Raw genomic sequence first — 12,651 nt, forward strand, 5'->3', positions numbered from 1 at the left:
CAGTAGGCGGACTCGAACCGCCACGCCTTTCGGCAACGGATTTTGAATCCGTCGTGTCTACCAATTCCACCACACTGGCCTTGAAAAAGGTGATGGGTATTTTATGACTTTTTCTTTAAGTGTCAATCGTTTAAAAGGAAAATATACAGATTAAATCACAGGTAGAGTCAATTTATTGATCCCATAACGTCTTTCGCCCAGATCATTGCATCTAGGAACGATCGGTTTAGGTTTGCAAGTTGTTCGGGTTTCATGGCTTGCATTTTTTCCCAGTCTTGATTCTCACAAAGTAATGTTTGACTGAGATAATCGCCTAACTCACCAGTTTGGTGGATTATGGAGTCAAGCATATTTCTCTCTAAGGCTATTTGACTCAAGGCGCTCTTTTTTTCCAAATTAAGCATAGCGTCAATGCCAGACATTAAACCGACCATAAAAGCAGAATCAGTATTTCTGGATCGATTCCTTTCTGCAAGTAACTGACAGCAGCGTCCACGCGTTAGTAGCACTTTAAGTAGTGATGGTGGCTGAGATGTAGACGATGTCATTGTGATGAGTAGAGCCCATTTTTTAAGTTGGTTAAGACCTAAGTAAACAACGGCTTCTTTAATTGAAGTGACTTTTCTTGGCATGCCACAAATAGGGCTGTTTAAAATCCGAAGCAATTGATAAGAGAGCTTGGGGTTTTTTGTAACAAGTTCGGTGATGTTTTCGATGCTTATGTCTTTATTTTGAAGCGCTTTCAATAATGTGATGGCGCTTTGAGTTGCTGAGCTAATCTTTTTGCCCTTAATTATTTCTGGACGTTGTAGAAAGTACCCTTGAAATAGTTCGAAACCAAGTTGTGTACATTGTTCGAACATTTCAGCGTCTTCAATTTTTTCAGCTAATAAAGTAATACCTTTACTTTTTAAATCTGCGATTTCTTTTGCGTATTGGTTTGGTGGTGTTGACAGAACATCGACTTTTACAATGGAAACCCAAGGTAAAAGAACTTGATAATCAGCACTGAATTGATAATCGTCTAAGGCAAACTGATAGCCAGCGGCTTGCCATTTTTTTAATGCGTCTAAGAAGTCTGGAGTTAATGTTTGGTCTTCAAGAATTTCAATATATACAGAGCCTGGATTTATTGGAAAAAAAGCATCAGACAACATGAGGTCTGTGGTCATGTTGATAAAAAATGGCTTGTTAAGTTGGGCGCCGATTTCAGTAATGCCAATGCATAAATTCACCAAAACTTGGCTTGTTGCTGTTTCGCCATCAGTAACATTGGCATTCTCTGTATTTTTATCTCGAAATAGCAATTCGTACCCAAAAATCTCCTTCGATTTTTTTAAGATAGGTTGTTGAGCCATCATAAGATCATCTAAAGCGCTTGGAAATTCCATCGATGTACTTCTTACCTGTAAAGTAGTTGCATATGTTTTAACCTTTAATCAAAACATATTGTTTCGTAGAGCCATAGCACTAGAATTCGGACTTTTGTAGCTTTATGTACGAAAATCTCCGTGCTTAACAAAACTATGGATTTCAGTTGACACTCAAATAAAGTGCTCATAAAATTCTGCGCTGTTCGATGGGGCTATAGCTCAGCTGGGAGAGCGCTTGCATGGCATGCAAGAGGTCTGCGGTTCGATCCCGCATAGCTCCACCATTGAATACAAAACTCTTAAGTCAATTCCCCGATCCAATTACTTTCCCTGAATGAATTCCTCATATTTGTTGCTTCTAGAATGTTTGATTGCCTTCAAACATTAAGTTGATTCCCAGTGATCTTTTACCTAAGCCATATTGTTTAGTATTGTGTGAGCTACTTAAATAAATCGAGCTGAGACTTCTTATGAACGCACAATTAGCATCAATTTCCTTGTTGAAATGTCAGTCTTATATTGATGGCAAATGGCAAGAGGCAGAATCTGGTAATACCTTTGCCGTGACGAATCCAGCGAATGGTGAGCACATTATAGATGTGGCCGATTTAGGAACCGAAGAAACCATCTTGGCAGTAGAAGCGGCTGCAAAAGCTCAAAAAAGCTGGCAGGCATTAACCGCCAAAGAGCGTACAACCCTGCTACGTCGTTGGAATCAACTCATTCTCGATAACCAAGATGATTTAGCAAAACTAATGACTTTAGAGCAAGGCAAGCCACTGGCAGAGGCCAAAGGGGAAGTAGTCTATGGCGCTTCTTTTATTGACTGGTTTGCCGATGAAGCACGTCGTTTATATGGCGATGTGATCCCCACCTTTGCTAATGATCGTCGTGTCTTAACCATCAAACAAGGTATTGGTGTGGTTGCGGCCATTACACCGTGGAACTTCCCCATCGCCATGATCACCCGTAAAGCCGGTCCTGCTTTGGCGGCAGGTTGTACTATTGTGATTAAGCCGTCTGAGGAAACGCCTTTGTGTGCTTTGGCTTTGGCCGAATTAGCTCATCAAGCTGGCATTCCTGCTGGTGTGTTGAATGTGGTTGTAGGTAAAGATTCTAAAGCCATTGGTGGCGTACTGACCAGTCATCCAACCGTTCGCAAATTGAGCTTCACAGGTTCAACGCCAGTGGGCAAATTGTTGTTGTCTCAGTGCGCACAAACCGTCAAACGGACCTCAATGGAATTAGGTGGCAATGCGCCATTTATTGTGTTTGATGACGCGGATTTAGACGCGGCAGTTGAAGGAGCCATTGCTTCAAAATACCGCAATGCAGGTCAAACTTGCGTGTGTGCCAACCGAATTCTTGTGCAAGATGGCATTTACGATGCTTTTGCAGAAAAGCTTGCGGCGCGAGTGGCGACCTTTAAAACCGGAGAAGGATTTAAGGATGGTGTGACCATTGGTCCACTGATTAATCCAGCCGCTATCAGTAAAGTTGAAGAATTAGTACAAGACGCTGTGAACAAGGGCGCGAAGAGATTACTTGGTGGTGCAAAAGCCAGCGAGGCTGGTGCGCAATTTTTTGAGCCAACTATCCTCACTGATGTTACCCGTGATATGGAGATTTTCTCTAATGAAATTTTTGGCCCTGTTGCACCATTGTTTCGTTTCAGCACAGAAGAAGAAGCCGTTACATTGGCGAACGATACGCCATTTGGTTTAGCGGCTTATTTCTACACTCAAAATATCAGCCGCACTTGGCGTATGGGTGAAGCTTTGGAATATGGTTTAGTGGGTATTAATGAAGGTCTTATCTCAAATGAAGTGGCGCCTTTTGGCGGCATGAAAGAATCCGGAAGTGGACGTGAAGGATCTAAATACGGCATTGATGAATACGTCGAAATCAAATACCTATGCATGGGCGGTTTGGCGTAAGCCTCACTGCGTTTTTCGTCTACATGAAATGTCTTCTTTTTTGAGCCTTGCAGGGTTAGGCTTATTTCGGTTGTTTCTTTGAAATAGTAGGATTTGTAAATGTTTCAACTTTATACAGGTAATCGGCTAGAGGATTTGGCCGTATTGCTTGCTAAGATTTTATCTGTCTCTCCGCCAGAAAACCCATTTGATGACGAGTATATTTTGGTGCAAAACCCTGGGATGGCTCAGTGGTTGAAGATGTTTCTAGCTCAGTCTCATTCTATTTCAGCAGGTTTTTCTTTCCCGTTACCATCTACTTTTGTTTGGCAGACCTTTGCCCAAACGCTGAGTGATATTCCATCACAAAGTGAGTTCAACAAGCCTTTCTTAGTCTGGCGTTTGATGCGCCTTTTAGACTCTCGTTTAAGTGACCCTGAATTTCAGGCATTACACTGGTATTTAGAAGAAGATGATACGCAAGTTAGGCGCTTTCAACTGTGTAGCAGCATTGCCGATATTTATGACCAATACCTTGTTTATCGACCAGATTGGATCAAAGCGTGGGAAAGTGACGACCAAAGCGATCCTGCGTTAAACGCCTTATTTGAACAGCAGCCTTGGCAAGGTATTTTATGGCGTGATTTAGTCGGTGACATCAGCGCACAAGGCACGTCTTTGTATCACCGTGGTAACTTGATTGAAGCGCTGCAAGACGCGTCGCAGTCTTCAGCTCGCCCCGTTGATATCCCACAGCGTATTTTTATTTTTGGTGTTTCTTCTTTGCCTCCGAACACGCTGGAGTCGTTACGCGTTTTGGCGGTATCTGGTTGGATTGATGTGCATTTATTTCTGCAAAACCCTTGTCGTTTTTATTGGGGCGATGTGGTGGACAAACACTATTTAGGCCGAGAAATAAAACGCCAAACGCTTAAACCAGGATTAAGTACAGACACCTTGCATCTTGATGCGAACCCTTTACTGGCAAGTTGGGGGCGTTTAGGGCGAGATTACATTGCTCAGCTACAAGAAATGGCTGACAACGAAGTTGAGATATTTGAAGACTACCAACGTCCAGAATCAAACGGTTTGTTGCAATGGGTTCAGCAAGATGTGTTAACGCTTGAAAACCATGGCGCGGAGCAAGAACGAGACAGCGCAATGACCAGTGCGGAATACCGGCATGTTATTGCACAAGATGACCAAAGTATCCGTATGCACCTTTGCCACAGTGCTTTGCGTGAAGTGGAAGTTTTGCATGATCAGCTGTTGGACATGTTTGAGAAAAATCCGGAACTGACACCGAAAGACGTGATTGTCATGTTGCCAGACGTGAACACGTACAGCCCTTTTGTAAAAGCCGTTTTCGGTGGTCAAAAGCGGACTTTTGAGCAAAACGATAAGCAGATTCCGTTTGCCTTAATTGACCAATCTGGCGGCATGGAAAACCCCATTGTTGACGCGTATTTGTATTTGCTTGGATTAGGCGAAAGTCGTTTTACCTTGTCTGAACTCATCAGTGCATTGGAAGTGCCTGCGGTATTGAATCGCTTTGAACTGACGCCAGAGGAATTGGAGCGTATTCGCCAATGGTCTACCGAAGTGGGCGTCCGTTGGGGGTTAGATGAGAAAACAGCGCAACAACATGACCTTCCCGCACAGGAATCTCATACTTGGCTTAATGGCGTACGACGTATGTTGCTTGGTTACGCCATGGGACACGATTATATTTGGCAAGGCACATTGAGCTACGGCGACGTTGAAGGGTTAGAAGCATCCGTTGCCGGTAAATTAGCAGAATTCCTTGTGGCAATTGATGATGCGCAATCTCGTCTGATGACATCGTTAACACCGAAAGAATGGGTGTCGACCTTGTATTATTTATCGAAGCGTTTCTTTTTGTTGGAAGAAGACGATTCGTTTGAAAAATTACTAAAAAACCAATTAGATACACTCACCAAACAATGGCAACAAGCACATTTTAATGACGCCTTGGATCAGCAAGTATTACGACAACTTTTGTCGCCGATGTTGCAAGAATCTCAAGGCGGGCAACGCTTTCTAGCTGGTCGCGTGAATTTCTGTACCTTGATGCCGATGCGCTCTGTGCCATTCAAAGTAATTTGTGTTTTAGGGTTAAACGAAGGCGATTACCCTCGCAGCGTCGCGCCAATGGGATTTGATCTCATGGTTGGGCAATATCGCAGTGGCGATCGAAGCCGACGAGAAGACGACAAGTATTTGTTCCTTGAAGCCTTGATGTCGGCCCGAGACTGTTTCTATCTCAGTTACGTTGGACGCAGTATTCAGGACAACAGTGAGAAGAACCCATCGATCTTGGTCAGTGAATTGTTGGAATACATAGGCCAGAGTTGCGTGTATGAAGGTGATCAATCGCTCATGCCAGACGACGCGCAAGCCGCCCTGTTGAAAAAACTGATTATCGAGCATCCATTACAACCTTTTAATGGTGCGTATTATTCTGAGTCACAACTCGCTGGCTCAACCCCAGAGCCTTACTTGTACAGTTATGATGAGCAATGGCTGCCAGCTTTGTTAAGTGTGAAAGCAGAAGAAAGCCATCAGGTCATTACGCAGTTGGCGAATTTAGAACAACCTCGTTTGGATTTAGCATTAGACGAAGTGTCACGGTTTATCAGTCATCCAGCGCGATACTTCACTCAACGTCGACTAAAAGCCTATTTGAGTTTAAGAGAAGAAGAGGAATTAGAAGACGAGCCTTTTGCTTTGGAGGGCTTAGCGGGATACAAGCTGAGAGAGGAATTGTTGCAGTCTATGTTGAAAGGCAACGAAGGCGAATTTGTTGAGCGATTGTCGTTAATGGGGGAGTTACCTTATGGCGCAATTGGGCGTTTGTCATTGCAAAATAGCCAGAATCAATGCCGAAGATTACTAAACGTTCTACAAGGTTACGCCTTGGAAGAATGCGAGCCTGTGGAAGTGTATTTGCCTCTAGACACATTGTTGTTGCAAGCGTGGTTGGATTTACCGACTGCAACAACGCGTTTGTCTTATCGTCTTGGGGATTTATCAGCTCATCAAAAAATGCAGTTTTGGATTGAACACTTGGCTTTGTGCGCCCAAGGCACACCAAAACAGCATCATTTTATTAACCTGACGAAAACAGGAAAGTTGCTTCAACAAGGTTTTATCATTCTTTCGCCAGAAGACGCCAAACAGCGCTTTTTAGAGATGTTGACGTTGTTGCAAACGGGCTTATGTCAGCCGCTCATTTTACCTGCTAAAAGCGCCGATGCGTGGTGCAAAAGTTTCTGTTCCAGTAAAGCGTCTGAAGACGCTGATATCGCGTGGGAGCAAGCGCTAAAAACCTATCAAGACAACAGCAGTGCGTTTACCAGCAGCGAAGTGGAAGACGCTTATTGGCAACGTTATTTCCCGAATTTGATGGAACATAAAGAAGTGTTTGTGAGCATGTGCGAACAAATTTGGTTGCCGATGCATCGTCATTTGGAGGTGCTCGAATGAGCCTTATTAGTGAACGCTCCACGTCCGAAAAAGTGACCACAGAAAAGCTCGACGCATTGTCGTTTCCATTGTTCGGTAAGCGCTTAATCGAAGCCAGCGCAGGCACAGGTAAAACCTACACCATTGCGAATTTGTATTTGCGGTTATTGGTGCCAATTGGAAAAGAGGGCGATTTAGACAAAGCGCTTACCGTTGATCAAATCCTCGTGGTGACGTTTACAGAAGCCGCCACAGCGGAATTGAAAGCTCGGATTCGTTCTCGAATTCGTGCCGCTCGCAAGGCGTTGCTGCTTATCAGTAGTGACAATGGCAAGGATAATATAAACAACATTCAAGACGCTTTTTTAGCGGATTGGATCGACCAAATGACGCCTGTACAACAAGCAGACGCGATTGAAAAACTGCTCTACGCCGAGAAACAAATGGACGAAGCAGCAGTGTTCACGATCCACGGTTTTTGTCAGCGCATGCTGAGCCAGAATGCTTTTGAAAGTCGCATGCTGTTTCAACAAACCATTGAGACCGATGAGCAAGCGCCTTTGTCATTGGCGGTAAAAGATGTGTGGCGCAGTGTGTTTTATCCAATGGATGATACCAAGGCGGCGTTAATTCAGCCGATTTGGTCGGGACCTGCTGCGCTGCAAAAAGACTTATCGTTATTGAATAATCAGCCAGACGCAAAATTGGCGGTGCCAGATTACGATTGGGAAAATGCCTTAACTCGCGCTCAACACATCATGGCGCAAGTAAAAACGACGTGGCTTGCTCACTCTCAAGACATTATCGACGCCTTAGAGCGCAGCGGCATTAAACGTACTTTCTGGAAAAAAGACCCAACGAAAGACATTCAAGCGATGACACAATGGGCTCATTCGCCTCGTTTTGAATTAGACAAAAGCCTCGAAAAATTCGACTCCAATGAACACGCTTCACGCCTTAGTAAAAATGGTGAATTGCCTGCCCATGAATTCTTTGGCTTGGTGCAATCCCTGCGGGAAAGTTTCCCAGATTCTGGACGATTAAAAGCCGTGTTGCTGGCGCAGTTGTGGACAAAAACACAAGAGCGTATGACTCGCTGGAAACGCAGTACGCAATCTCTGACGTTTACCGATTTACTGACGTCTCTTGATGTGGCGTTATCGAAGGATGAAGCAGGCAAGTTAGCGGAACGCATACGACACCTTTACCCTGTTGCGATGATCGACGAGTTTCAAGACACGGATGCGGTGCAATATCGTATTTTCTCGACCATTTATCATTCAGCGGACACTAACCAAAATGCCCTTGGCTTGATTATGATTGGTGATCCGAAACAGGCGATTTACGCGTTTCGTGGTGCGGACATTTACACCTATTTGGCGGCTAAAAAACATGTTCATGGTGTGTATTCTTTGGCGACCAATTACCGATCGTCGGCGACCATGATTCAATCGGTGAATGGTTTGTTTAGCACACAAGACAATCCCTTTCGAGTGTCGGGCATTCCTTTTGTGGAAGTGCAAGATCGAGGCATAAAAGGTCGTTTTACTCGCCAAGGTGAGACGCAAGCAGCGCTGCAGTTTTTGTATCAACACACGGACGAACCCGTTTCCACAAAAGATTATCGCACCTCAATGGCAGACTCTTGCGCCGCACATGTCCATGAGCTTTTACTAGAAGGAAAAGAGTTAGAAGGACAAGAATTAGAAGGGCAAGAGGCAGAAAGACAAAACGCAAGCGCCTTGATTGGCGAAGAAGGTGTGAGACCAAAAGACATTGCACTCTTGGTGACCAACTTCAGCCAAGCCAATGCGTTAAAAGACGCTTTACGCCAACGTGGCATTGCCAGTGTGTATTTGAGTGATAAAGGCTCGGTGTTTGAAACCGTAGAAGCGCGTGAATTGCTTATTGTGTTAACGGCGATTTTGTCGAACGGGCAAGAGGTTAAATTACGTTCAGCCTTGGCAACAGGGTTAGTGGAATGGACGTTAGAAGAGCTTGATACGCTCAATCATGACGATGTGGTGTATGAGAAGTGGGGACAAGCTTTCCGCCATTATCTTGAGGTTTGGGACAAACAAGGCTTGTTGCCTATGTTACGGGAATTCATGCAAGACGTTTCCTTAGCCAGCAATATGTTGAGTTATTTGGGTGGTGAACGACGTCTAACTGATTTCTTGCACCTCACTGAAAAACTCCAACAAAAATCCCTTGAACTGGATTCAAAAGAGGGCATTTTACGTTACCTTAAATTGGCGATTCAGAACCCAAACGGTAACAGTGACGAGCAAAAAATCCGTTTAGAAACCGACGCGGAATTGGTGCGAATTGTCACCATTCACAAGAGTAAAGGTCTGGAATACCCCATTGTGTATTTGCCATTCGCCTTTATGCCGTATCGAGATCAAGACACTTCCGCTCTGTATCACGACAATCAAGAGCAGTTGTGGATTGCCGTGGACCCAGACGAAGAACAAAGTGAGCAACACAAAGAAGAATTGTACGCCGCCGAAATACGCTTAGCGTATGTGGCGTTAACACGTTCTAAAGAAGCGTGTTTTATTGGCGCGATGGAAGTGGGTAAAAAGTCCACCAAAACCCGTGGCGCGATGTGTGATGTGCATTTAAGCGGCGTTGGTGCGTTAGTAGCAGAAGGTGAGCCATTAGATGCGGGGGAATTGTACGCAAGCCTTGAGCGTTTTTGTGGACGTTATTCTGCTGAGCAAGTAAAGCTGGTGGATTTACCAGATGAGCCAAAAACGTTACCTCGATACGAAATGGCGCAAAGCAAGCCGAGTTCACCGAGCGCCCGAACCTTTTCAGGTCGAGTAGAGCGAGATTGGTGGGTGGGAAGTTATTCGTCTTTGGTGGTGGAAGAAAAAGATCATCATGATGAAAGCGTGCCAGGGTTGGACGAAATGACCAAGGCGTCGGAGCCTTTGGTTGATGTCATAGAAAGCGCGGAAGAGTCGCCAGCGCAGACGCGTTTTACGTTTCCGAAAGGGGCGAATCCCGGGACTTTCTTGCATGACACGTTAGAAGGAAAAGCCTTACACGATGTGCTGCCAGATCCGACGTTCAAAGATTTATTGAAAAACAGTCATCATTCCTTAATGGCGGAGTTTTATGATCGCCAAGGCTTTGCTGAATGGCAAACGGTGTTAGAAGACTGGTTGCCAGACATGATAAACACGGAACTCATGGACGGCATGAGTTTAGGGCAATTGCCTGCAAAAGCGTGTCGTAAAGAGTTGGAGTTTTTCATTCCAGTCGGTGGTATGAATGCTTTGCAATTGGATCGAATTTCAAGGGAATACGATGCGGTGTCGCGTGTTGCGCCAGCGATTCAAGATCGACCATTGAAAGGCATGTTGAAAGGCTTCATTGATTTGTTGTTTGAATGGGAAGGTCGTTATTACGTATTGGATTACAAATCGAATTATTTGGGCGATTCTTTTGCTGACTACGAGTCAGAAAACTTGATTCATGCCATGGCAGATCATCGATACGATTTGCAGTATCAGCTTTATACCTTGGCTTTGCATCGATTATTGAAACAACGTTTGCCAGAATATGACTACGATAAACACGTTGGCGGTGTGGCGTATTTGTTCTTACGAGGCATGGCGGTTGGGCAAAGGACAGGTATTTTCCAAACACGTTTGAGCTTGGCGCATGTAAATGCATTGGATGCTTTGTTTACGGGCCAGCCAGACTCGAAAACGCAAGGTTTGAGAGAAGAGCAACAAAACGACGAGGCGGTGCAATATGGACTTTTCTAATCAATTAGACCTTCTCGGCGCAATGGACGACAACGCAGTAAACACAGTCGACGAACCACTTCCAAACGCTGTGATGACCTTGGCTGAGTTACAGGAGCAAGGCGCATTGCGGGCCATAGATCGTCAATGGATCGAGCAATTAAGCCATCAAGTAAATGAAGCGTCGTTTGCTGTTTTGTTAGCGGGCGCCTTGTGTAGTGCGTATCTTGGTGCTGGACATATTTGTATTGATCTTGCGATGTTGTGGAAGAAACCACCTGAAGGGATCGATCAGCAAAGGCTTCATGATGCTTTGCTCGTTGCTGGCGTGACGAGTGCCGAGTCTTGGTGTGACGCGCTTGAATCCAGCGTTTTGGTGTCTATTGTGTCTAACGTTATTGCACCAAATGCCTCTGTTAGTGAGCGGCCATTGGTCTTGGTTGGAACGCGTTTGTATTTGTTCCGTTATTACCAATACGAGCAACAGGTTTTGCATTATCTACAAAGTCAGTTCAATGCTATGCCGTTTGGTGTGGACGGAGAGTTGCTTGGACAACTTTTTCCTGATTCGGCTTCTAGCAGTGGGGAATTTTCTACTGGAGAGAGGATTGTGGATTGGCAAAAAGTCGCTGTGGCGAATGCGGCAAGCTTGCCTTTTTCTGTCATCAGTGGTGGTCCAGGAACAGGGAAAACAACGACGGTGACTAAGTTGTTGGCTCTATTGGTGGCGCAGTCTTTTTCGTCGAATCAGGCGACAAAGTCGCTCCGTATTGAATTAGCCGCGCCAACAGGTAAAGCGGCGGCACGATTAACAGAGTCTATTTCTAAAGCCAAAGCGAGTTTGCCTTTAAATAATGAGATTAAGAAGGTGATTCCAGAACAAGCCAGCACATTGCATCGATTGTTAGGGAGTGACTTTGGTCGCAGTCGCTTTAAACACAACAAAGAGAATCCGCTGCATTTGGATGTGTTATTGGTGGATGAAGTGTCTATGGTGGATTTGCCTATGATGGCGAAACTGATCGACGCTTTGCCGCCTCACGCTCGTCTTATTTTGTTGGGAGACAAAGACCAACTTGCCTCAGTGGAGGCGGGCAGTGTGTTGGGGGATTTATCCTTTGGTATTGAAGACGTGTATTTCCAACCTGAATGGGCAGAACGTTTGGCCAATATAACAGGCGAAAATATAAGGCCGTTTGGTAATGCCTCTGCACCAAAAATTAGCCAAGCGTTGACCTTGCTTCGTACCAGTTATCGTTTTGATGCAAACAGTGGCATTGGTCATTTGGCAAAAACCATGAACGCAGGTGATGCGCAGGCTGTCTTGGCTTGCCTGCAAGCAGAACACAGCGATGTACATTGGCAAATACCGGAAGAAGGGCAAAAGAAAGCCGATATTCCTGCTTTGGCAAAAGGTTATGACGACTATTGGGAAGCGGTCAAAGTAGGCGGTGATATTGCCAAATTGTATGGCGTGTTTTCTCGTTATCAAATACTCACTGCTGTGCGTCAAGGCGAGTTCGGTGTGGAGAAAGTCAATGCGCAATTAGAGCAATATTTTTACCAAAGAGGGCGCATGAAAGACCCTCATGTTTGGTATCCTGGAAAAGCCGTTATGTTGACGCGAAATGACGCCGCATTAGGTTTATTTAACGGAGATATTGGGCTTTGTATGCCAGACGAGTCGCAACGATTACGAGTTTGGTTCATGCAACCTGATGGCTCGTTTACCGGTTTATTGCCAAGCCGACTGAGTGAATTTGAAGTGGTTTTCGCCATGACAGTGCACAAGTCCCAAGGCTCAGAATTCGAGCGAGTTGCCTTGCTATTGCCAACCACGCCATCGCCAGTGCTCACTAGAGAGCTTCTCTATACAGGCATTACTCGCGCCAGAAAAGTATTTACCTTATGGGGCGGAAGCGGTTTGATTCGCACCGCAACACAAACGAGAATCGAAAGGTATTCTGGATTAATGGAAGCGTTGTGGGGCCATTAGGTTTTTGTATGCCAATGAATGTCTCAAGTATTTTTTACTTGATTTCGCCGCTTTTGGCACCATTAATAAAGACAGTTTTTAAATTATCGTGTCGGATGATTCTTGCGCTTGCTGTTTTG

General features: G+C 45.0%; 5 protein-coding genes and 1 tRNA gene. 5 read left to right on the forward strand and 1 reads right to left on the reverse strand.

The genetic code is table 11. The features are described from left to right. Positions 1-167: 167 nt before the first annotated feature. A complete protein-coding gene (locus ABFY09_RS13855; protein WP_347984870.1) occupies positions 168-1,391 on the reverse strand; it encodes an HDOD domain-containing protein in 1,224 nt (407 codons plus the stop codon). Positions 1,392-1,581: 190 nt separating this feature from the next. Between ABFY09_RS13855 and ABFY09_RS13860 the strand changes: the two genes are divergently transcribed. From ABFY09_RS13860 to recD, 5 genes are all read left to right on the forward strand, one after another. Beyond that, positions 1,582-1,657, forward strand: a tRNA-Ala gene (locus ABFY09_RS13860). A 186-nt stretch (positions 1,658-1,843) separates the two neighbouring features. Beyond that, positions 1,844-3,310 (forward strand): NAD-dependent succinate-semialdehyde dehydrogenase, encoded by a 1,467-nt coding sequence (locus ABFY09_RS13865; protein ID WP_347984871.1) that lies wholly within the window; start codon positions 1,844-1,846, stop codon positions 3,308-3,310. A gap of 99 nt (positions 3,311-3,409) precedes the next feature. Further along, the gene (recC, locus tag ABFY09_RS13870; protein ID WP_347984872.1) at positions 3,410-6,796 is read left to right on the forward strand and encodes an exodeoxyribonuclease V subunit gamma; all 3,387 of its coding nucleotides are present in this window, start codon (positions 3,410-3,412) and stop codon (positions 6,794-6,796) included. Beyond that, complete coding sequence (gene recB / locus ABFY09_RS13875; RefSeq protein ID WP_347984873.1) at positions 6,793-10,557, forward strand: exodeoxyribonuclease V subunit beta; 3,765 nt, start codon at positions 6,793-6,795, stop codon at positions 10,555-10,557. Before recC ends, recB begins: the two co-directional genes overlap by 4 nt. Next, a complete protein-coding gene (gene recD / locus ABFY09_RS13880; RefSeq protein ID WP_347984874.1) occupies positions 10,544-12,532 on the forward strand; it encodes an exodeoxyribonuclease V subunit alpha in 1,989 nt (662 codons plus the stop codon). The genes recB and recD overlap by 14 nt, the downstream gene beginning before the upstream one ends. Positions 12,533-12,651: the final 119 nt, after the last annotated feature.

Source organism: Marinomonas sp. 5E14-1 (genome assembly GCF_039939215.1).
GTDB lineage: Bacteria > Pseudomonadota > Gammaproteobacteria > Pseudomonadales > Marinomonadaceae > Marinomonas.